General features: G+C 61.0%; 22 protein-coding genes. 20 read left to right on the top strand and 2 right to left on the bottom strand.

Annotated elements, in window-relative coordinates; translation table 11 throughout:
- The first annotated feature begins 71 nt into the window (after positions 1 to 71).
- The 20 genes from EKH79_RS11165 (at position 72) to EKH79_RS11070 (ending at position 18,698) form a co-directional block, all read left to right on the top strand.
- Positions 72 to 1,391 carry a flagellar hook-length control protein FliK gene (locus EKH79_RS11165; RefSeq protein WP_158621232.1) on the top strand — a complete coding sequence of 440 codons (1,320 nt, stop codon included), beginning with the start codon at positions 72 to 74 and terminating at the stop codon, positions 1,389 to 1,391.
- A 393-nt stretch (positions 1,392 to 1,784) separates the two neighbouring features.
- Positions 1,785 to 2,288: a flagellar basal body-associated FliL family protein gene (locus tag EKH79_RS11160; protein WP_126673908.1), complete on the top strand. Its 504-nt coding sequence runs from the start codon at positions 1,785 to 1,787 to the stop codon at positions 2,286 to 2,288.
- 13 nt (positions 2,289 to 2,301) lie between these two features.
- Positions 2,302 to 3,315, top strand: coding sequence for a flagellar motor switch protein FliM (gene fliM / locus EKH79_RS11155; RefSeq protein WP_126673907.1), 1,014 nt, complete (start codon positions 2,302 to 2,304; stop codon positions 3,313 to 3,315).
- Positions 3,312 to 3,668 carry a flagellar motor switch protein FliN gene (gene fliN, locus EKH79_RS11150; protein ID WP_126673906.1) on the top strand — a complete coding sequence of 119 codons (357 nt, stop codon included), beginning with the start codon at positions 3,312 to 3,314 and terminating at the stop codon, positions 3,666 to 3,668. The genes fliM and fliN overlap by 4 nt, the downstream gene beginning before the upstream one ends.
- Positions 3,665 to 4,051: a flagellar biosynthetic protein FliO gene (gene fliO, locus EKH79_RS11145; protein ID WP_126673905.1), complete on the top strand. Its 387-nt coding sequence runs from the start codon at positions 3,665 to 3,667 to the stop codon at positions 4,049 to 4,051. The genes fliN and fliO overlap by 4 nt, the downstream gene beginning before the upstream one ends.
- A complete protein-coding gene (gene fliP / locus EKH79_RS11140; protein ID WP_233590286.1) occupies positions 4,048 to 4,866 on the top strand; it encodes a flagellar type III secretion system pore protein FliP in 819 nt (272 codons plus the stop codon). Before fliO ends, fliP begins: the two co-directional genes overlap by 4 nt.
- A gap of 148 nt (positions 4,867 to 5,014) precedes the next feature.
- Positions 5,015 to 5,284, top strand: coding sequence for a flagellar biosynthesis protein FliQ (gene fliQ, locus EKH79_RS11135; RefSeq protein WP_126673904.1), 270 nt, complete (start codon positions 5,015 to 5,017; stop codon positions 5,282 to 5,284).
- Positions 5,281 to 6,048: a flagellar biosynthetic protein FliR gene (gene fliR, locus EKH79_RS11130; RefSeq protein WP_233590285.1), complete on the top strand. Its 768-nt coding sequence runs from the start codon at positions 5,281 to 5,283 to the stop codon at positions 6,046 to 6,048. The genes fliQ and fliR overlap by 4 nt, the downstream gene beginning before the upstream one ends.
- A 198-nt stretch (positions 6,049 to 6,246) precedes the next feature.
- Positions 6,247 to 7,389 (top strand): flagellar biosynthesis protein FlhB, encoded by a 1,143-nt coding sequence (gene flhB, locus EKH79_RS11125; protein ID WP_126673903.1) that lies wholly within the window; start codon positions 6,247 to 6,249, stop codon positions 7,387 to 7,389.
- A gap of 18 nt (positions 7,390 to 7,407) precedes the next feature.
- The gene (flhA, locus tag EKH79_RS11120; RefSeq protein WP_126673902.1) at positions 7,408 to 9,498 is read left to right on the top strand and encodes a flagellar biosynthesis protein FlhA; all 2,091 of its coding nucleotides are present in this window, start codon (positions 7,408 to 7,410) and stop codon (positions 9,496 to 9,498) included.
- A 238-nt stretch (positions 9,499 to 9,736) separates the two neighbouring features.
- On the top strand, positions 9,737 to 11,113 hold the full coding sequence (flhF, locus tag EKH79_RS11115; RefSeq protein WP_126673901.1) for a flagellar biosynthesis GTPase FlhF: 1,377 nt from the start codon (positions 9,737 to 9,739) through the stop codon (positions 11,111 to 11,113).
- Between the two features lie 8 nt (positions 11,114 to 11,121).
- Entirely contained in the window at positions 11,122 to 12,054 is a 933-nt protein-coding gene (locus tag EKH79_RS11110; protein ID WP_325050603.1) for a MinD/ParA family ATP-binding protein, read from the top strand.
- A 1-nt stretch (position 12,055) separates the two neighbouring features.
- Complete coding sequence (locus tag EKH79_RS11105) at positions 12,056 to 12,793, top strand: RNA polymerase sigma factor FliA (RefSeq protein ID WP_126673899.1); 738 nt, start codon at positions 12,056 to 12,058, stop codon at positions 12,791 to 12,793.
- Positions 12,794 to 13,018: 225 nt separating this feature from the next.
- A complete protein-coding gene (cheY, locus tag EKH79_RS11100; RefSeq protein ID WP_126674404.1) occupies positions 13,019 to 13,426 on the top strand; it encodes a chemotaxis response regulator CheY in 408 nt (135 codons plus the stop codon).
- Entirely contained in the window at positions 13,423 to 14,067 is a 645-nt protein-coding gene (locus tag EKH79_RS11095) for a protein phosphatase CheZ (RefSeq protein ID WP_126673898.1), read from the top strand. The genes cheY and EKH79_RS11095 overlap by 4 nt, the downstream gene beginning before the upstream one ends.
- 13 nt (positions 14,068 to 14,080) lie before the next feature.
- A complete protein-coding gene (locus EKH79_RS11090) occupies positions 14,081 to 15,985 on the top strand; it encodes a chemotaxis protein CheA (protein WP_126673897.1) in 1,905 nt (634 codons plus the stop codon).
- A gap of 1 nt (position 15,986) precedes the next feature.
- Positions 15,987 to 16,727 (top strand): flagellar motor protein, encoded by a 741-nt coding sequence (locus EKH79_RS11085; RefSeq protein ID WP_126673896.1) that lies wholly within the window; start codon positions 15,987 to 15,989, stop codon positions 16,725 to 16,727.
- Positions 16,724 to 17,821, top strand: a complete 1,098-nt coding sequence (gene motD / locus EKH79_RS11080) for a flagellar motor protein MotD (protein WP_126673895.1) — start codon at positions 16,724 to 16,726, stop codon at positions 17,819 to 17,821. Before EKH79_RS11085 ends, motD begins: the two co-directional genes overlap by 4 nt.
- 9 nt (positions 17,822 to 17,830) lie before the next feature.
- A complete protein-coding gene (locus EKH79_RS11075; protein ID WP_126673894.1) occupies positions 17,831 to 18,307 on the top strand; it encodes a chemotaxis protein CheW in 477 nt (158 codons plus the stop codon).
- Positions 18,297 to 18,698: a DUF2802 domain-containing protein gene (locus tag EKH79_RS11070; protein WP_158621231.1), complete on the top strand. Its 402-nt coding sequence runs from the start codon at positions 18,297 to 18,299 to the stop codon at positions 18,696 to 18,698. The genes EKH79_RS11075 and EKH79_RS11070 overlap by 11 nt, the downstream gene beginning before the upstream one ends.
- A 7-nt stretch (positions 18,699 to 18,705) precedes the next feature.
- Here EKH79_RS11070 and EKH79_RS11065 read toward each other — a convergent pair whose 3' ends face one another.
- Positions 18,706 to 18,972, bottom strand: coding sequence for a flagellar biosynthesis protein (locus EKH79_RS11065; protein ID WP_126673892.1), 267 nt, complete (start codon positions 18,970 to 18,972; stop codon positions 18,706 to 18,708).
- The gene (gene fliK / locus EKH79_RS11060; protein ID WP_126673891.1) at positions 18,969 to 20,105 is read right to left on the bottom strand and encodes a flagellar hook-length control protein FliK; all 1,137 of its coding nucleotides are present in this window, start codon (positions 20,103 to 20,105) and stop codon (positions 18,969 to 18,971) included. Before fliK ends, EKH79_RS11065 begins: the two co-directional genes overlap by 4 nt.
- Positions 20,106 to 20,628: the final 523 nt, after the last annotated feature.

Raw genomic sequence — 20,628 nt, 5'->3', positions numbered from 1 at the left:
ATCCGACTGGCTTGCTTCTTGCTGCTTGCAGCCATCAGCGGATGGCTTTCATCCGAGACGAGTATCAAGGCATGAGCGCCACACCGTTACCCATCCAGCCGGCTACGCCGCAAATCAACGCGCCGTCGCCGTCGCCGCAGCGAAACAGCCAGCGCGACAACGATGCGTCGTTTGATGCGCGTCTGAATGATGCACAGCGGCAGCGGGCGTCGTCGGATGACGATTCGTCAGCGGCGAAGACGGCGGATTCCGCTCACGACACGTCTAGCGGCCAGAGCCGCCAGTCATCCCAAGCCAATGCTTCGGCGAACGGCAAGTCTGCGGCGAGTGCCGCCTCGGACACATCGTCTTCATCAAGCGACGACGACAGCAATACGTCCGGCGTCGCATCGCTGGCGAACTCCGTGTTGAGCCTTATCGACCAGGCCACGGGCGACACCGCGGGCGAGAGTACGGGCGCAGCAGGAACAAAATCCGCTGCCGGAAAATCTGCTGTGCCGTCGAACAACAACGGCCAGCTACCACATACGCCGCCGCAGACTGCGGCTGTCGCGCCGCTGCCACCGCCACCGGTTCCGCAGCCCGCTGCGGCAACCAAAGGCAACGCAACGCCGGCCAACGCGAGTGCGACAAATAGCGTTGGCGCAGCCACTTCACCGACCGCTTTGCAGAGTGCCCTGGGTACAACAACAGGCGGCAGTACGGATGCCGATGACGACGACGCAGGCGACACGGATACGGCAAGCACGGGTAGCTTCGGCAACGCGGTTGTCCAGGCGGTGGCAGATAGCGTGCAGACGCTGGCGGCTACGGCGATGACGGCAGGCCATGCCGCATTGGGTGCGGTCAACGCGGCGCCTTCGACCAATACAACGGCGAATACGCCTGATCTTGCATCGCTGCGAGGGGCATTCGACGCCACGGCCGTTGCCACGCAACCGGCTTCCAGCACGTCTACGACACACAGTCTCTCCAACAGCGCGCCCGTCGGTTCGTCCGGTTTCGCGAAAGAGCTGGGCCATCAGGTCACGTGGTTGTCCGGTCAGGAAGTGAAGCAGGCGCAGATTCGCTTGAATCCCGAAAATCTCGGGCCGCTCAATGTGAAGGTGAGCGTGGAGCATGGCCGCGTCGATGTGGCATTTACGACGCAGCATCCCGCGACGACGGCGGCCGTCCAACAAGGCCTGGATCAGCTGAATCAGATGCTGAGCGGGCAAGGTTTGTCGCTTGGTCATACGACCGTCGGGCAGCATGGGCAACAGCAGCAGTTTGACGGGTCGCAGCAGCAGGGGTCTTCACAAACGTCCGGCAGTGCGGGTGACGCGAACGATGACACTGCCACGTCAGTGCTCCAACGTGTGGCGGTCGGTCTAGTCGACGCGTTTGCCTAACGCGTGCTCGTCATTGACCAGCTTCGCTGTTGAAAGGCACATCGGCGCAGGCCGGAATCCAGTGACCTCAGAGTCCAGACGTGCCTCACACGACATGCTCTTTCGCCACTGGATTCCGGCCTGCGCCGGAATGACGGTGAGGGGATTTGCGCGCAGCGCTAGCTCGTAAACACCGCACATCACCAAAAAACATCCCCGACGGAATCGCCACACCCCACGCGCGCCTGCCAACCGTCACGCGTCAATAAAACGCCGTCCTCGTCTCACACGCCCCGCGAAACCGCGCTCTTATGCGGTTCCCGACGATGGCACGCCGCTTGCTAAAAGTCCTTCAGAAAAGCCCGTTTCATTGGAATCGTGGCGCCATGTCATTCACAGGAACTGAGGTCACTCATGGCTAACGCCGACATTGCAGAGGAAGTTGCACCTGCCGCCCCGCCTACGCAGAAGAAGGGCGGCAAGAAGTTGATGGTGATTGGATTGGTTGCCGTGCTGGCACTGGGCGGCGGCGGTTTCGCGTTGATGCATTCACACGGCGCAAAGGCATCCACCGCACCGGTCGAAGCGCCGAAAGCCGCGGAACTATTCCTGCCGCTTGAACCGGCCTTCGTGGTGAATTTCGCCGATCAGGATTCCACGCGTTATCTGCAGGTTGGTGTGACGGTGATGACGCGCGACCCGGATGCCATTCAGGCGTTGAAAGACAGCGATCCGGTGATTCGCAATGCACTGGTGATGTTGTTCAGCGCGCAAACCTACGCAGGCCTGAGCGACACCGCGGGCAAAGAAAAGCTTCAGGCGCAGGCACTCGCTGCCGTGCGCAAGATCGTCGCCGACAAGACCGGCAAGCCGGCCGATGTCGAGGCGCTGTACTTCACCAGTTTCGTGATGCAGTAACGGGGACGGCGCAATGAGCGACCTGCTTTCGCAAGAAGAAATCGACGCGCTGCTCAACGGCGTGGACGATGGCAAGATCGAAACCGAAAGCGATGTACCGCCGCCGCCTGGCACGGTGCTCGACTTCGATTTCACCCAGCAGGATCGCATCGTACGCGGCCGTCTGCCGACGCTTGAAATGATCAACGACCGCTTCGCACGTTTCTTCCGCACAGCGCTGTTCGGTGTATTGCGCAAGACCTGCGAAGTGTCCGTGCTCGGCGTGAAAATGATGAAGTTCAACGAGTACGTGCACGGCCTGGCCGTGCCGAGCAATCTGAATCTCATCCGCATGAAGCCGTTGCGTGGCACCGGGCTCGCGGTGATGGAGCCGCGCCTGGTCTTCAGCGTGATCGACAACTTCTTCGGTGGCGATGGCCGCTATCACGCACGCATCGAAGGCCGCGATTTCACACCAACCGAAAATCGTGTGATCCAGATCCTGCTCAAGGAAGTCTTCGCCTCGATGTCCGAGGCGTGGGCGCCGGTCATGGATATCCAATACGAATTCCTGAACTCGGAAATCAATCCGCAGTTCGCCAACATCGTCAGCCCGACCGAAACCGTCGTGGTCTCGCGCTTCCGCATCGAAATGGACGGCGGCGGCGGTGAGGTGCATCTCACGCTGCCTTATTCGATGGTCGAGCCGATTCGCACGATGCTCGATGCCGGTGTGCAAAGCGATCGCATGGAACGCGATGACCGATGGATCGCGTGCCTGCACGAAGAAGTGATGGATGCCGAAGTGGAGATCAGTTCGTTGTTGCTCGAAACGCAGATCAGCATCGGCGAATTCCTTTACTTGCGTATCGGCGACGTGATTCCGATCAGTCTGCCGGAAGTCACCACGGTGTTTGCCGAAGACATTCCGGTGTTCCGCGGTAAATACGGTCAATCCAACGGTCGTTACGCCATTCGCTACAAGTCCGCAGCGGGCCGCCGTGCCCCGCGTGTTTCTCTCGAACTCACTCAAGAAAAAGCCCAATGAGCACAGAATCCGCACTTACGAACGGCGTGGCGAAAACTGCCGAGCAACGTCTCGAGTTCGATACGTTGAACGAGGCTCGCGGCGAATCGGCCGATGTCAGCCTGGACATGATTCTCGATGTGCCGGTGACGCTAGCCATGGAAGTCGGCCGCACGCGCATCAGCATCCGCAACCTGCTGCAACTCAATCAGGGTTCGGTGGTGGAACTGGATCGTGCGGCGGGCGAACCGCTGGATGTCTTCGTCAACGGTACGCTCGTCGCACACGGCGAAGTGGTTGTCATCAACGAGAAGTTCGGTATCCGGCTGACCGACGTGATCAGCCCGGCCGAACGGGTGCGCAAACTGCGATGAACATTGCTGTAGCTGTGCTGGCGCGCGCGCCGATGGCGAGCGTGCCCGATATCGACGTGACCGGCGAATTGCTTCGCGTGGTGCTGAGTCTGGGCGGCATCATCGCCCTGATCTTCGCCGCGGGCTGGCTCACGCGGCGGTTGCAGTCGCGTCAATTTATCGGTGGCCGCCGCCTGCGCTGCGTAGAATCGATGTCGATCAGCGCGCGCGAACGTGTGCTGTTGATCGAGGCCGATGGCAAGCGCCTGCTGATCGGTGTCGGCACCGGCGGTGTGCGCGCATTGCATGTGTATGAGGGAACGGTGGCAGCAGAACAGGCGCCCACACCGGTAGCGATGCCGCCTTTTGCGGAATTGTTGAGCCGCTTGGGGCGCAAGTCATGAAGATGTTTCTGCGCCGCTTGTTCTTCGTGTTTCTGATCGCGCTGCTTCCGTTTGCCGCACATGCCGCCGACACCACCTCGACAACAACGTCGACGGCTTCCTCGCCCATTGCGCCGATCGCTCCCATTTCTTCGCCTTCGGCGGGCATTCCCGTATTGACCGTGCAAAACGCGGGCGCGGGCCAGAACTGGAGTCTCTCGCTGCAGGTGGTCGCACTGATGACAGTGCTTACCATGTTGCCGGCGGTGTTGCTGATGATGACGTCGTTCACGCGCATCATCATCGTGCTGAGCTTCTTGCGTCAGGCGCTTGCCACCCAATCCACGCCGCCCAATCAGGTGTTGCTGGGCCTGGCGCTGTTCCTCACGATGTTCGTGATGTCGCCGGTGCTCAATCGCGCGTATCAGGATGGCGTCAAGCCGTATATGGATCACACGATGAGCGCGGACCAGGCGATTCCCGCCGCCGCTGCGCCATTCAAGCGTTTCATGCTCGATCAGACGCGCGATGCCGATCTGCAGCTCTTTACGCGTCTGGCGAAAGATCAACCGTATGCGAGCAAGGAAGATGTACCGTTCCGCGTCGCGATGCCGGCTTTCGTAACCAGCGAATTGAAGACGGCGTTTCAGATGGGCTTTCTGTTGTTCGTTCCGTTCCTTGTCATTGATCTCGTCGTGGCGAGCGTGTTGATGTCGATGGGTATGGCGATGGTGTCGCCGACGATCATCTCGCTACCGTTCAAGATCATGTTGTTTGTGATGGTCGATGGCTGGTCGTTGCTGATTGGTACGCTCGCGGGGAGTTTCTACACATGAGCCGCATTTCCCTCACCGTCATTCCGGCGCAGGCCGGAATCCAGTGTCCTCAGTGTCCAACAATGTGGCTACGTCCGACACGCTTTCGCCACTGGATTCCGGCCTGCGCCGGAATGACGAGCAAAGAAACGTCGAGGGAGTTTTCCATATGACACCGGAATGGGTCATCAACTTCGGCCAGCACACGCTCTACATCGCGATGATGGTCGCCGCTCCGTTGCTGCTGACTGCGCTGTTGGTCGGTTTGCTGGTGGGCATCATCCAGGCCGCCACACAGATTCATGAAATGACCTTGAGCTTCATCCCGAAGCTGCTTGCGATGGCACTCGTCGGTCTGATCGTCGGGCCGTGGATGTTGCGCACGCTGGTGCAGTTCACGCACGACATCATTGTGGGGTTGCCGGGGGCGATCAAGTGACGATCGAAATGTCGGCGCTGATTTATTGGCTGTCCGGCATGCTCTGGGCGCTCGGTCGCGTAGGCGGATTTTTCATGGTGGCGCCGATCTTCAGCGCGACCGTCGTGCCTGCGCGCGTGCGTGTCGCCATCCTCGTCGTCATCACCATGGTGTTGTCGCCGCTGGCGCCGACACAGATGGATCTTTTCAGTGCGGGCGGCGCCGCGACGATGGTGTCGCAGATTCTGATCGGCGCAAGCATGGGTTTTGTCTTGCAGCTCGTCTTTCAGGCGATGTCTTACGGCGGCATTCTCATCGGACAGGCGATGGGCCTGGGTTATGCCGAACTGGTCAGCCCGATGACCAATACCAGCTCACCGGTGCTCGGTCAGTTCTATCTGGTATTGGTTTCGATGTTGTTCCTGGCGATGGATGGTCACCTGCAGGTGATCTCGCTGCTGGCAGATAGTTTTCGCAGCTTGCCGCCGGGTGCCACGGGCCTGGATACGAAGTCGTTGTTTGCGCTGGTTGCTGCGGGTGGCGATCTTTTCTCCGGCGCATTGCGTGTGGCGTTGCCTGCGATGACGGCGTTGCTGCTGGTGAACATCGGCTTTGCCGCAACCAGTCGCGCATCGCCATCGATGAATCTGTTTTCGGTCGGGTTTCCGATCAGCCTCTGCGCAGGTTTTATTGCGCTGTGGCTGGCGTTGCGTGGACTTGCCAGTGCTTATACGTCGCTGCAGACCGTAGGGTGGACGTTGATGCGGCATCTGGCGGGGATGTGATGATGCAACGCGTTGTTCCGCAACCCTGCTTAGCGAATCCCTCTCCCGTCGGGAGAGGGTGCCGGCAGGCGGGTGAGGGTGCGATCAGCGCGCATGATTGCAGTCTTGCGCGAGACATCATTGTCGCGCTTCGTGCGAACCCTCACCCCAACCCCTCTCCCAAAGGGAGAGGGGCTTCGTTCGGCTGGGGTATAGCTCATGGCTGACGGCGCCGAACACGAAGATAAAACCGAACGACCATCAGACAAACGACTTCAGGACGCGCGCGAAAAAGGCGACGTTCCCCGATCGCGCGATCTTTCCGGTGCGCTCGTGGTGCTCGCCGGTGCGTCGGTGCTGTTGGCAAACAGCTCACAGATGTACACGCATATGCACAACATTTATGCGTTCGGATTGAGCTACTCGCGCGACGCGTTGTTCAGCGATCGCCTTCCGGCGCGCGTGCTCTACCAAGTGCTGCGCGAAATGTTGGCCATTCTCACGCCCGTCTTTGCGGCCACGTTGATGGCAGCAGTCGGCGCAACCGTTGCCATTGGCGGCCTCAATTTCAGTTCCGAAGCGCTGATACCGAAGTTCGAGCGGCTCGATCCCATCGCCGGTTTTGGCAAGCTCTTTGCGCTCAATGGCCTGATCGAACTGGCGAAATCGCTACTCAAGGTGGTGTTTATCGGCTGTGCGATGGCGCTGCTGCTGCGTCATGACATCCCGGATGTGATGGCGACCGGCAGCGGATCGATCGGTGCTGGCATCGGCGAGTCGCTTACGCTGGTTGCGCATGCCGCGATGCTGTTCGCCGTGGTGCTGGGGGTGCTCGGTGGCGCGGATGCCGTATGGCAGCGTATCGATTACGGCCGCCGCAATCGCATGACCAAGCAGGAAGTGAAGGACGAGCACAAGGACATGGAAGGCAGTCCGCAGCTCAAGGGCCGCATCCGTTCGATGCAGATCCAGATCGCCCGCCGCCGCATGATCCAGGAAGTGCCCAAGGCCGATGTGATCGTCGTAAACCCGACGCACTTCGCCGTCGCGTTACGTTATGACGACGCGCGCATGCGTGCGCCGCGTGTCGTGGCGAAGGGCGTCGACGTAATTGCCCAGCAAATTCGGCTAGTTGCAGCCGCTCACAACGTTCCTCTTGTCGAAGCGCCGCCGTTGGCACGCGCTTTGTATGCAACGACTGAGCTAGGGCAGGAAATCCCGGCGGCGCTGTATGTAGCGGTCGCTCAGATCCTTGCCTATGTCTATCAGTTGAAGCAGGCAACGCAGTATGGCGGCCCGGCTCCGACGGTTCCGAAGCCGGATATCGATCCGGAACTTCAGGGACGCTACCGCGAACCGTAATTCTCAGGATTGAACCGCATGGCCACAGCAAGCGCTCTGGATACCTTCAAATCAGTAAGCCGGGGCGGTGCGGGCGCGCCTATCGCGATGCTGGTGGGGCTGGCGATGCTGATGTTGCCGATGCCGCCGTTCGTGCTGGATATCCTCTTCAGCTTCAACATCGCGCTGTCGCTGGTGATTCTGCTCGCGGTGGTCTACGTGATGCGTCCACTGGAATTCGCCGCGTTCCCGACGGTGGTGTTGATGGCCACGCTGTTGCGACTGGCGCTCAATATCGCTTCCACGCGCGTGGTGCTGCTGCACGGTCACGACGGCCCTGGCGCAGCGGGCAAGGTGATCGAAGCGTTCGGCGAGTTCGTCATCGGCGGCAACTTCGCCGTCGGTCTGGTGGTGTTCGCGATCTTGATGATCATCAACTTCGTGGTGATCACCAAGGGCGCCACGCGCGTGTCGGAAGTGACCGCTCGTTTTACGTTGGACTCGATGCCCGGCAAGCAGATGGCGATCGATGCCGATCTCAACGCGGGTCTGCTCACGCAGGAGCAAGCGCGCGAACGCCGCCAGGAAGTGCGCGAAGAAGCGGATTTCTACGGCTCGATGGACGGTGCGTCGAAATTCGTTCGCGGCGACGCTACCGCCGGTATCTTGATTCTGGTGATCAACATCGTCGGCGGCTTTTTCGTCGGCGTGTTGCAACACGGTTTGAGCGCCGGGGAAGCGGCGCGCACCTACACGCTGCTCACCATCGGCGACGGTCTGGTTGCACAGGTGCCGTCGCTGATGCTGTCGATCGCCACCGCGGTGATCGTTACGCGCGTGTCCAAGTCGCAGGACATGGGCAAGCAGATGGTCGGGCAGGTGTTCGCGCAGCCGCGCGCGCTGGCCGTCGCCGGTGTCGTGCTCGCGGTGATGGGCCTGATTCCGGGCATGCCGAACATCGCCTTCCTGTTGCTCGCCGCTACGTGCGGTGGCTCGGCGTGGATGATGGTTCGTCGCGACCAGGAAGCAAAAGAACGTGTGGCGCAGGCGTCGGCCGAAGCGTTGCCGGCGGCGGCGCCGACCGAACGCCTGGAACTGGGTTGGGAAGATGTCGCCAGCGTCGATCCGATTGGCCTGGAAGTGGGCTATCGCCTGATTCCGCTGGTCGACAAGAATCAGGGCGGCGAAGTGATGGCGCGCATCAAATCGGTGCGCCGCAAGTTGTCGCAGGAGTTGGGTTTCCTGGTGGCGCCGGTGCATATCCGCGACAACCTGGATCTTGGCCCCAACACCTATCGCATCTCGCTGATGGGCGTGCCGATGGGCGAGGCGGAGGTTTATACCGAGCGCCATCTGGCGATCAATCCGGGCCGCGTGCACGGCACCGTGCAAGGCGTCGCCACGCGCGATCCGGCGTTTGGGCTGGAAGCGGTGTGGATCGAAAACAACCAGCGCGATCACGCGCAGGGGCTGGGTTACACGGTGGTCGATCCTGCGACGGTGATCGCCACACATCTTTCGCACATCCTGCAAAACCACGCGCACGAATTGCTCGGTCACCAGGATGTGCAGCAGCTGCTGGACCGTCTCGCCCAGAGCGCGCCGAAACTGGTGGAAGACCTGGTTCCCAAGCGCCTGTCGCTGGGCGTGGTGGTCAAGGTGCTGCAAAACCTGCTGGCCGAGCGGGTGCCGATCCGCAACATGCGCACCATCGTCGAGTCTTTGGCGGAGCACGCGGGCCAGAGTCAGGATCCCGGCGCGCTCACCGCCCATGTCCGTGTCGCCCTGGGCCGCCAGATCGTCCAGGAAATTGCGGGTTTGGGCACGGAAATCCCCGTTCTGACGCTGGCGCCGGAGCTGGAACAGATCTTGCTCGGATCCCTCTCAAGCAGTGGTGCAGCAGGCGCCGCCGTGGAGCCGGGGCTTGCCGATCGCCTCCAACAGAGCGTCGCGGAAGCGGCGCGCAGGCAGGAGACGAGTGGCGAACCGGCCGTGATGTTGGTGCAACCACAACTGCGTCCGTGGCTTTCCCGCTTCACTCGCCACGTGGCCCAGAACCTGCATGTGTTGGCTTACAACGAAGTACCCGACAACCGTCGAGTGCGGTTGGTGCAGGCGATAGGGCGCTAACGGTTTTGAACAGTGAGGCGATGAGGAAAGCGATGAAGACGATCAAGCAAGCGTTGCTCCCTCTCCCCCATCTTCGATCAAGGATGGGGGAGAGGGCTGGGGTGAGGGGCCACTCTTGCGCTGAACGTCATTCGACGCGTACTCCGAATAACTCTTGCCACAAGAGTGGCCCCTCACCTCAATCCTCTCCCCGAAGGGGAGAGGAGGCGAACGCAGCAAGTCGTTCCTGGAGTGAAGCATGAAGATCAAACGGTTCCTGGCTTCCGATATGCGCCAGGCCATGCGTGACGTTCGCGCGGAGCAGGGCGCCGATGCGGTGATCCTTTCCACGCGCCGTCTCGAAGACGGCATCGAGATCATTGCCGCAGTGGATTACGACGAATCGCTGATGCGCGAAGCTGCGCGTCACGGTGCTCCGACTGCTGCGCCGGAAGCAACGGCTGCAGTTGCCGAAACGCCGAAGAAAGAAGCGCCGAAAAAAGAGCACATCAGGGAAAGCGCGAAAGAACGTCTGAAAGACATCGCGCGCGAACCCATCCGCGAATCGCGCGCCGTTGCTGTCGAAGCACGTTCGGCCGTTGCGGAAGTGCGCGCTGCCACACCGCCGCCGCCCCCGCCGCCGGTTCCGCCGAGCGATGTGTCGGTGCTGCAGCCGATCGTCGAACAAAGCGTGCTGGAAACCGCGCGCATGCGTAACGAACTCGGTGGCCTGCGTCAGCTGCTCGAACAACAACTTTCCAGTCTTGCGTGGAACGACATGGAGCGCCGCAGTCCGATGCGCGCCCGCGTCCTGCGCGACATGAGCCGACTTGGTATCGACACCGATGTCGCCCGTCAGCTCATCGACGAATTGCCGGAAGAAATCAATCTCGACCAGGCGCGCTATCTGCCGCTGGGTTTGCTGAGCCGCAGCTTGAAAGTCAGCGGCCGCCGTCTTGCCGAAGGTGCAGGCGTCACCGCGCTGGTAGGCCCCACGGGTGTCGGCAAAACCACAACGATTGCGAAGCTTGCTGCCTGCGCCGTGATGAATCATGGCCCGAGCAAGGTCGCGCTGGTCAGCACCGATCATTACCGCATCGGTGCCGCCGCACAGCTTGAACATTACGGCCGTCTGCTCGGTGTACGCGTGTATCCCGCGTACGACGCAGCCGGTCTTGCGCAGACACTCAATCTACTGCGCGATCATCACACCGTGCTGGTCGATACGGCTGGCGTGTCCGGCAATGACCCGCGTTTGCAACAGCAGATGGATGTACTGCGCGAGGCCGGTGCACACGGCACTGCCAAGCTTCGCGCCTGTCTGGTGCTTGCGGCGAACGCACAAGCCTCCGCGCTCGATGAATCGGTGCGCGCGTATCTGCCGCTGCAGTTGAGTGCGTGCATCGTCACCAAACTCGACGAAGCGCCGAGCCTGGGCGGTGTGCTTTCCGTGCTGATCCGCCACCGCATTCCGCTGGATTGCACGACCGACGGTCAGCGCGTTCCCGAAGACATCAGTGCCGCCGATGCGCGCACCCTCGTGTGCCGTGCCGCGCAGACGCAGCGCCGGCTGGGGCCGGGCAGTGACGATTTAGATATGGCCGATAAATTCGGCATGGTAGTGGCAGGACTATGAGCGAGGCGATGCAAGTGAACCAAGCAGCTGGCTTGCAGAATCTTTTTACTTCTCCGGCGCCGTCGCCACGGGAAGAGCGCGACATCTATCACCAGGCCGCGAGCCTGCGTCGAGTGTCGCAAAAGCGCCGCACCACACGCACGATTGCGGTGGCGGGCGGCAAGGGCGGCGTAGGCAAAACAACCGTGGCCGTGAACCTTGCGATGAGCATGGCGATGGCCGGAAAAGATGTGATGCTGCTCGATGCCGACATGGGCGTCGCCAACATCGACGTGCACCTTGGCCTTTCGCCGACGCGGCACATCGGTCATTTGCTGGAAGGCCACTGCACGCTGCAGGACCTGATTCTCACGGCACAGAACGGTTTGAAAGTCGTGCCGGGCGGTTCGGGCGTGCGCCGGCTGGCAAAGATGGGTAACGGCGAGCACGCTGCCGTGATCCGCGCCTTCGACGAACTGATCCAGCCGCCGGAACTTCTGATCGTCGACACGTCCGCGGGCGTGGCCGACAACGTGGCGATGTTCGCCGCCGCCGCCGATGACGTGGTCATCGTGGTCTGCGACGAACTGGCCTCGCTCACCGATGCCTACGCGCTGATCAAGATCCTTGCGCACGACTTCGGTGTCCGTCGTTTCCGCGTCGTGGCCAATATGGTTCGTCAGGCCAGCGATGCGAAAAAACTGTACGAAAAACTCGCTCGCGTATGCGGCCGCTTCCTCGATGTCGCGCTCGACTACATGGGCATGGTGCCGCACGACGAATGGTTGCGTCAGGCGATCCGCCGCCAGGGTGCGGTGGTCGATTTGTGGCCATCCAGCCGCGCGGCGTTGGGATTCAAGCAATTGGCAGGTGCGGTCGATACATGGGGAGAACCCGCGTACCCGGACCTCGGCCGCATTGCTTTTTTCAGTGGCCAAAGCGTACCGGCTGCGGGGTGGTGACATGAACGTGGCTTCGGAATATCTGCAGCTGCAACGCGAAGATGCGGACCAACTGGTGCGCAGGCACGCGCCGCTCGTACGGCGTATTGCCTACCACTTGATGGGACGGCTGCCGCCGAGCGTAGACGTAGGAGATCTGGTCCAGGCAGGCATGATCGGTTTGTTGGAAGCAGCGCGAAACTTTACGACGGATCGCGCTGCAAGTTTCGAAACGTATGCGGGTATCCGCATTCGTGGCGCCATGCTCGACGAATTGCGCCGCACCGATTGGACGCCCCGTTCGGTGCATCGCAAGGTTCGCGAAGTGGCCGAAGTGGTACGGCAGATCGAAAACGAAACCGGTGCGGACGCGGAAAGTGCCGAAGTGATGAAACGACTCGGCATCAGCGCCGAGGAATATCACCAGGTGCTCGCCGACGCGACCAGCGCACGGCTGCTCAGCTTGACTGCGCCCGATGACGGCGACGGCGGCGAAGGCAGCGCACTGGACGTGGTCGATCACGAATCGCTCGGCCCGTCGGACAACATTGAGCGCGATGGTTTGCGTGAAGCACTGGCTGAATCGATCAGCATGCTGCCCAAGCGCGAACAGTTGGTGATGTCGCTGTACTACGAGCAGGAATTGAACTTGAAGGAAATTGGCCTGGTGCTTGGCGTGACCGAATCGCGCGTGTGCCAGATCCATGGTCAAGCTTTGGTAAGGCTGCGCGCGCGCATGGGCGATTGGCGCGACAGCTGATGTATGCATGGGGGCGAGCGAGAGAACGATGAAACGACACATTGATCGCTGACCCCTCTCCCGACGGGAGAGGGTGCCGGCAGGCGGGTGAGGGTACGGCCATGCATCAACGCGATGTTCCATCGCACCCTCATCCGCCCTGCGGGCACCTTCTCCCGGAAGGAGAAGGAAAAAACGAACACCGTCTCACTCCTCCCCATTGTTCAGCTTTCCGGAGACAAGCGTTTGGACAAGAACATGAAAATTTTGGTGGTAGACGATTTCTCCACCATGCGGCGAATCGTTCGCAACCTGCTCGTCGAGCTCGGTTTCAGCAACCCGATGATTCAGGAAGCCGACGACGGTCATAACGCAATGACCATGCTGAAGGCCAGTCCCTTCGACATGGTCGTGACCGACTGGAACATGCCGAACATGACCGGCATCGAATTGCTTCAGGCGATTCGCGCCGAGCCCAAGCTGAAAGGCTTGCCGGTGCTGATGGTCACCGCCGAAAACAATCGCGAACAGATCATTGCCGCCGCACAAGCGGGCGTAAATGGTTACATCGTCAAGCCTTTCACCGCGGTCACGCTGAAAGAAAAGCTGGACAAGATCTTTGAGCGCCTGGCCGCCAGTGGAGCTTCCGCATGAACGCAACGACAACCGCTGTGGTTAGCGAAAATCTGCCGCCCGAAGTCGTGGCGTTGCTCAACAGCACCGATGGCGCTGCGTTCGAGCAGGCGCTGGATGTGATGGTGCGCCAGCGCGAACAGCATATGTTCCGCGCACTCGGTGTGCTGGCGCGTGACCTGCACGGCGCTGTGTGCCGTCTTGGCAGCGACCTCGCCAACGAAGGTCTGCCCGACAGCATGACCAATGCGCGCAACTATCTCGCCGAAGTGCTGGATATGAGCGCGAAAGCCGCGCATCGCAGTCTCGATTTCGTCGATCGCATGCGTCCGGAAGCCGAAGCGCTTTCCGCCAACGCCGTCGCAGTGCTCGATTTCAGCAAGGGCGACGCCGATCCGGCTGCCGTGCTTGCACGTCAGGCGCAAGTGTTCGCCAATACCTGTACCGATGGTCTCAACGACATGGTGCTGGTGCAGTCGTGGCAGGACCTTGCCGGTCAGCGCGTCAAGAAAGTCGTCAACTTCATCGAGAGCGTCGAATCGTCGCTGCTGGAACTGGTGCGCATTACCGGTGCACTGGCCGGCCGCGAAGCCCCGGTGGAAGTGGCCAAGGTCAACAGCCAGGACGAAGTCGATCGTCTGCTGAGCGAATTCGGATTCTGACTGGAAGGTATGGATGGATGCGAACCTGGACATCGAGCTACGCGATGCCTTCCTCGTCGAGGCGGGCGATCTGCTGCAAAAGCTCAATGAACAGCTGATCGAGCTGGAAAGTTCGCCGCACGACAGCGAACTGCTCAATGCCGTGTTTCGCGTCTTCCACACCGTCAAAGGCGGCGCGGGATTCCTGGCCGTCGACCCGATGGTGCAGTTGTGCCATTGCGCGGAAGAGTTGCTCAACGATGCACGCCATGCGCGCGTCGTGCTGGATGCAACGCATATGGACGCGTTGCTGGAAACGCTCGATCTGTTGAATATGATGATGGAGCAGCTGGCCAGCAGCTCGCCGATCGCACAGCCGCCGCAAGCGTTGCTCCATCGTTTGCACCCGCCGGCGCATGCTAAGGCTACGCAGCCGGTGAAAGCGATCGATCCGATCGAGGCCGAGTTCGAGGCGATTCTCGAACAGCAGCAGCGCGCGCAGTCGAAGGCCGAAGAACCCACACACATCGACGACAGCGAATTCGAAGCGCTGCTCGACAATCTTTACGGCGGCGGCGCACCGGGTGCTCCCGCGCCGGCATCGAAGAACAACCAGGAAATCAGCGAGGATGAATTCGAAGCCTTGCTGGACAACCTGCATGGCAAAGGTGCGGCGCCTGCGGGGATGGCAACAGCCGTAGCCGCTGCACCCGCGCCGGCACCTGCCGAACCCGCGCGCGCTGCAGTACCGGCCAAACCGCAAGCGGAAAATACGGTGCGCGTGGATACGGCACGACTGGATACGCTGGTCAGCCGCGCCGGCGAACTGGTGTTGCTGCGCAATCGCCTGCTGAGTCTGGCGGCGCGCAGCGAGCACGAAGCCTTGTCGAACATGGCCGGCGATCTGGATCGTGTTTCCGACGATTTGCAGAACGCGGTGCTCGGCATGCGCATGCAGCCGGTGGGCCGCTTGTTCCAGCGCTTTCCGCGTATCGTGCGCGATCTTGCGCGTCAGCTCGGCAAAGAGATCGAGCTAATCCAGGAAGGCGAAGATACCAATCTCGATCGCAGTCTCGTCGAGGCGCTTGCCGATCCGCTGATTCATCTTTTGCGCAACGCCGTCGATCACGGTCTGGAAGATCCGGCCGGTCGCGATCGCGCTGGCAAACCGCACAAAGGCAAGGTCAGGCTTTCCGCAAGCCAGCGTGGCGAGCGCATCGTGATCTCCGTGAGCGACGATGGTCGCGGCATGGATCCGGAAGTGCTCCGCCGCAAGGCCGTCGAAAAAGGCGTCATCGATGCGACACAGGCAGCACGTCTGTCCGAAGTCGAATGCTACGAATTGATTTTCCGTCCCGGCTTCAGCACCGCTGCGCAGATTTCCGATATCTCCGGCCGTGGCGTCGGCATGGACGTGGTAAAGACGCGCGTCGCTGAACTCGGCGGCACGCTGCAGGTGCATTCGCGCCTGGGACACGGCAGCACGCTGGAACTCACCGTACCGCTGACGCTGGCGATTCTGCGTGTACTGATGGTGCGCTCGGGCGATCGCCTGTTTGCGTTGCCGTTAGGCAATGTCAGCGAAGTGTTTGAGCTCAATCCGCAGCATGACCACATGCTCGACGGCCGACGTGTTGCCGCACATCGCGGCCGCGCGCTGGTGCTGGGCGATCTCGGTACATGGGCGGGCGTGAAAGAATCGAGCGGCACGCATATTGTCGTGTTGCACGTCGGGCACATGCATCTAGGTTGCCTCGTGGATGAAGTGCTGGGCCGTGAAGACGTGATGGTGAAACCGCTGGGCCCGTTGTTCGAAGGCATTCCGGGCGTTGCTGGTGCCACGGTCACCGGTGATGGCCGTCTCGCGTTGGTGCTCGATCTTGCTGCGCTGTCGCAGGAGGGTGGACCGCTGCTTCCGTCGTTAAGGGTGTCTGCCTGATATGGATATCGTAAGCATCATCGGCACGATCCTCGCCTTTGCGGTGTTGATCGTCGGCGCCATCCTCAAAGGTACGGACGTATCGGCACTGTGGAATCCGGCCGCATTCGTGATCGTGTTCATCGGCACCATTGCCGCGCTGCTTTTGCATACGCAAGGCAAGGTGCTCAAGCGTGCGCTGGGCATGCTGAAGATGGTGTATCAACCGCCGGTCATTCATCCGTCCGATCTCATCAGCCGCGTGATTGGCTGGAGCGAAATCTCGCGCCGCCAGGGTCTGCTCGGTCTCGAACCGCACATCGATGCGGAAAACGATCCCTTCGTCAAAAAGGGTTTGCAGCTGCTGGTCGACGGTAGCGAGCCGGAAGCGATTCGCGGCGTGCTCGAACTGGAAGTGGAAACGCGCGAGCAGCTCGATCTGTACGCGGCCAAAGTCTATGAGCAAGGCGGCATCTATTCGCCGACGATGGGCATTATCGGAGCGGTGCTTGGTCTGATGGCCGTGATGCGCGATCTCACCGATCCGGCCAAGCTCGGTCATGGTATTGCCGCTGCATTCGTCGCGACCATCTACGGCATCAGTCTCGCCAACCTGCTATTGCTGCCGATCGGTGCACGCTTGAAAGGGCTGATCAACAAGCAAACGCAAGTGCGCGAAATTCTCATCGAAGGTTTGATCTCTATTGCGCAGGGCGATAACCCACGGCAGATCGAAAACAAGCTGCAGGGTTATCTTGTATGAGACGGCGGCACAAGCACGAGGACCACGTTAATCACGAAGCGTGGGTGATTCCCTATGCGGACTTGCTGACGCTGCTGCTCGCGTTGTTTGTCGTGTTGTATGCCATGTCCAGCGTCAACACGACAAAGTATCGCGCGCTAGCGCAGGCGATTTCTTCGGCGTTCAATGGTTCGCGTTCAGTCATCACGCCGATCACTCCGAACTCGCCGCAATCGAGCACGCCGGTGCCGACCAACAAACCCGTACCGATTCCGCGTTCGCCGTTGCCACAGATCCTGTTGCCCGAACTCACCCAGCACATCACGCCGGCACCGCTCACGCCGTTGACGCCGAGCAAAGCCGACGAAAAGCTCAGCGAGGAACAGCAGAATCTTGAGCGCATTCGCAATGAAGTCGAGCATGCGCTGCAGCCCTTGATCGACAAGAATCTGGTCGTCGTGCGGCGTACGCCGAATTGGCTCGAGATCGAAATCCGCACGGACATTCTGTTCCCAAGCGGCGTGGCTACGCTGTCGCCCTCGGCAAATAACGTGCTCACCAATCTCGGCGACATTCTCGCGCCCTTCGCCAACCCGCTGCGCGTCGAGGGTTACACCGACGACGTGCCGATCGATACGAATACCTACCCGTCCAACTGGGAACTCTCCGCCGCACGCGCCGCGAGCGTGGCCAGATTGTTCTCCCAGCATGGTGTCGCACCGGAACGCCTGGGTATCGTAGGTTGGGGTCAGTACCGTCCCGCTGCGGATAACGAAAGCGAGGATGGCCGCAACAAGAATCGCCGCGTACTGGTGGTTGTGTTGAGCGACAAGGCCGGCCCGCGCCGCTTCTATACCAACAGCGATGCGATCAACCCGACCGCCGATACCGAAACCGATAGCAGCGACGACGAAACGGCTGCCACGTCCACCCCGGCCACCTCATCAGCGGCTGCAACACCGTCGAATGTGACGGCAGCTGCCATGTCAGCGGCTCCGGCGACCCCCGCTGGCACGATTCCTGCTCCGAAAATCATAGTGCCAGTGGCGACGATTGTGACGCCACCGGTCATCGATTCGACACCGCACATCGCCGCACCCGACAGCAAGGGATAACCGCAACGCATGAGTCTGGTTCCCAACATCGACGCGATTTCGCGTGAGCCTTGGCTGTCGTTTCAGCTGGACGGCCAGCATTACGCCGTGCTGCTCAGCCAGGTGAGCGAAGTGATTCGCGACAGCGAACCGACGCCGGTGCCCGGCGCTGCGGACGATCTTCTGGGTATTTGTCATTTGCGCGGCAACATCGTGCCGGTGATGGATGGCCGCCGCCGTCTTGGTCTCAACACGCATGCGCCAGTGGATGCGGCATCGACACGCATCGTGGTGTTTGCGCACGATGCGCATCGCATCGGTTTGCGCGTGGATGCCGTGGGCGATTTATTGCAGCCCGATGTCAAGGCGATCGAATTGCCGCCTGCACGTTCCGGTCGTGCCGATGATCCGGTTCAGGCCGTCATGGGCTGGCAAGGTGGTTTTGTAGCATTACTTGATGTACTACGCCTTTGCCGCCTCAAACAGGAGTTGCCGAATGTCGCTTGAAGCGATCGTCATTGCGCTCATCGTTCTTCAGATCACCACACTTTCGCTGCTGTGGGTTCAGCAGCGTCGTTTGAAGCGCGTGCTGGTGCTGAAAGAAAGCGAGGCCGGCGGCATTCCTGCGTTGATGATCGTCAATGCACTGAACAAGATCGATCACCGGCTGAACCAGCTGGAGCAAGGCACGCAGAAAGCCGATGCGCCGAAGCGTTCGGTCGAGATACGCGCGATCCAGATGACGGCGTCCGCGAATCAGCAAGCGGCGACGAGCAATTACGAACTCGCGCAGCTCATGGCGCGCGATGGCAGCGATCTGGATCAATTGATGCTGCGCTGTGGTTTATCGCGCAACGAGGCCGAGTTGATGTTGCGGCTGCACGCCAAGCGCGCGTGACCGCACGTCACGCCTTTTTCGAGGCGTCGTAGATACCTGCAAGCATGGCGGCCGCCGCGGCATAAAGCAGCGGCGGGACATTGGCATTCATGCGCAACGATGCAAGCACGGCGGCGATCTGTGGATCGCTGTGCAGCGGCAAGCCCAGCGCGTGGGCGTGCTTGAGAAGGTTGTCGATGTTGACGGTATTGAGCTGTGCGGACGAGGTGTCGCCGCCGCCCGACAGACGGAGCACGACTTTGCGCTGCGGTGATGGCAGAAGTGGCTGGCTCATACGGTCGCCTTCAGGAAAACGGCGCTGACGCTGTTGCCCGCTTGGGGAAGTCCGACCTGGCAGGTCAACTGGTCGAGGAACAATCCTGTCGCGCTCAGCCGCGTGCGGAAGTTTTCGAATTCGTTTTCCAGCCGGTCTGCGGTGTCGCGATGCTGCGCCCACAGCCGAACATTGAGTCGCAAACCGCGCAACTGCAATTCGCCGACGATCGGGCCAAGTGAAGGCAGATCCAGCGAGAAGCCGAACGTCCAGCTTTCGCCCTGTTCGGAATGCTGCTGTTTGAGTAGCAGTTGCAGCACGTCTGCGCCGTCGGTGTCCTGCACCGGGATTTCCACCGTCCAGTGTGCCGGTGTGGCCTGCAATTGCGCGACTTCCAGACGTGCCAGTGCGGCTTGCGCATCGGTGTAGAGACGCGGCAGAAAATCGGTCGCTTCGCTGGTTTGAGCCAGCTCCGGCGGCAGGAAAAAACGTCCTTGCGGTGTCACGCCGCGATAGAGCAACGGCGGATCGACTTCGACATCGCTACCTTCGCTCGCCAACGGTTGGCCTTTGAGAATCGCGACCAGACGCAACAGCGCGCCCTTCATATCGTCGTGCGCGGTCGTTACATCGGTGGCGGGAGCCTGCGCCAGTTGCGCTTCCAGGAACAAGCCACTGCGATTCACCGCCATACGCAAGCCTTCCGGGGTGGAGACTTCCTCCGGCGTGCTCATGCTGTGTTCGAGCAGGGCGAGTGCCGAGCGCAAGTCGGTCGGAAGCTGGCGCACGACGCTCCACTGCGACAGCGCGTTCACCGTCGTAAGCAACGGTGCGTAGCCATTCTGTTGCGGCAGCAGCTCGCGCAATGCCTGGTTGACGCCATTGTCCGGGTGAGTATCCACGCCGATCACTTCCAGCTGCGGCTGCGCGCCGAGGCTCAGCACGCGGACCTGAAATTGTTGCGGCAGTTGTTTGGAGCCGGGTGCTTCGGCCGCGACGGTAAGGCTGCCGATTTGCATCACCATCAAGCCTTCCTGGCTGAAACCCAGGGGACGCGCGGACAAGACGCTCCCGATGCGCCAGCCTTCTGAGCTGGCACCGGCGGCAGCACCGAGCCAGGTCAGTGCGGCGACGCTAGTTGGCTGGATGATCACGCTGGGCTCCTCGGTCCGGCGGCGCGCTGCATCGCGGGTTTGCGCAGGACTTGAGGATGGGTATCGGCGGGGGGCTTGTGAACTTTAGGGTTCTTCTTCAACTTTTTTGTGTGGCCTGCCGGATGTGCTATCCCGCCCCAATTCCGTCATCCCGCCTCACCGTCCATCCCATTCCTCACCGTCATTCCCCACCCCACCGTCATTCCGGCGAAGGCCGGAATCCAGTGACTGTATCGTCCCGTTGATGCCTTATCGCCAGGCTGCCGCCTGCGCGGCGGGCGTTTCGACTGCCTGCCGGCAGCCGAGTCACTTTTCTTTGTTGGCCCAAAGAAAAGTAACCCAAAGAAATGGTCTTTAGAGCTTTTGTTGTTGAGGTAAATAAGCATTGCAGCTTATCTCCAGCCAAATATTTTGCGTGCCCACTTCTGCGAAGCTGCTAAACCGCGACTATTAAGCGGCGAGGGCTTAAAGCGAGTCGCTCCGCAATACGGGTGGCCGCATGCTCTAAGCCCTCTGGGCCCCC

It is taken from the genome of Dyella dinghuensis (assembly GCF_003977615.1).
GTDB lineage: Bacteria > Pseudomonadota > Gammaproteobacteria > Xanthomonadales > Rhodanobacteraceae > Dyella_B > Dyella_B dinghuensis.
This window is presented reverse-complemented; position numbering and strand designations above follow the sequence as displayed.

Bases quoted from the DNA above. Each gene is read 5' to 3' on its own strand.
- EKH79_RS11165 (WP_158621232.1), top strand. From the start codon at position 72: ATGAGCGCCACACCGTTACCCATCCAGCCGGCTACGCCGCAAATCAAC.
- EKH79_RS11160 (WP_126673908.1), top strand. From the start codon at position 1,785: ATGGCTAACGCCGACATTGCAGAGGAAGTTGCACCTGCCGCCCCGCCT.
- fliM (WP_126673907.1), top strand. From the start codon at position 2,302: ATGAGCGACCTGCTTTCGCAAGAAGAAATCGACGCGCTGCTCAACGGC.
- fliN (WP_126673906.1), top strand. From the start codon at position 3,312: ATGAGCACAGAATCCGCACTTACGAACGGCGTGGCGAAAACTGCCGAG.
- fliO (WP_126673905.1), top strand. From the start codon at position 3,665: ATGAACATTGCTGTAGCTGTGCTGGCGCGCGCGCCGATGGCGAGCGTG.
- fliP (WP_233590286.1), top strand. From the start codon at position 4,048: ATGAAGATGTTTCTGCGCCGCTTGTTCTTCGTGTTTCTGATCGCGCTG.
- fliQ (WP_126673904.1), top strand. From the start codon at position 5,015: ATGACACCGGAATGGGTCATCAACTTCGGCCAGCACACGCTCTACATC.
- flhB (WP_126673903.1), top strand. From the start codon at position 6,247: ATGGCTGACGGCGCCGAACACGAAGATAAAACCGAACGACCATCAGAC.
- flhA (WP_126673902.1), top strand. From the start codon at position 7,408: ATGGCCACAGCAAGCGCTCTGGATACCTTCAAATCAGTAAGCCGGGGC.
- flhF (WP_126673901.1), top strand. From the start codon at position 9,737: ATGAAGATCAAACGGTTCCTGGCTTCCGATATGCGCCAGGCCATGCGT.
- EKH79_RS11110 (WP_325050603.1), top strand. From the start codon at position 11,122: ATGCAAGTGAACCAAGCAGCTGGCTTGCAGAATCTTTTTACTTCTCCG.
- EKH79_RS11105 (WP_126673899.1), top strand. From the start codon at position 12,056: ATGAACGTGGCTTCGGAATATCTGCAGCTGCAACGCGAAGATGCGGAC.
- EKH79_RS11095 (WP_126673898.1), top strand. From the start codon at position 13,423: ATGAACGCAACGACAACCGCTGTGGTTAGCGAAAATCTGCCGCCCGAA.
- EKH79_RS11090 (WP_126673897.1), top strand. From the start codon at position 14,081: ATGGATGCGAACCTGGACATCGAGCTACGCGATGCCTTCCTCGTCGAG.
- EKH79_RS11085 (WP_126673896.1), top strand. From the start codon at position 15,987: ATGGATATCGTAAGCATCATCGGCACGATCCTCGCCTTTGCGGTGTTG.
- motD (WP_126673895.1), top strand. From the start codon at position 16,724: ATGAGACGGCGGCACAAGCACGAGGACCACGTTAATCACGAAGCGTGG.
- EKH79_RS11075 (WP_126673894.1), top strand. From the start codon at position 17,831: ATGAGTCTGGTTCCCAACATCGACGCGATTTCGCGTGAGCCTTGGCTG.
- EKH79_RS11070 (WP_158621231.1), top strand. From the start codon at position 18,297: ATGTCGCTTGAAGCGATCGTCATTGCGCTCATCGTTCTTCAGATCACC.
- EKH79_RS11065 (WP_126673892.1), bottom strand. From the start codon at position 18,972: ATGAGCCAGCCACTTCTGCCATCACCGCAGCGCAAAGTCGTGCTCCGT.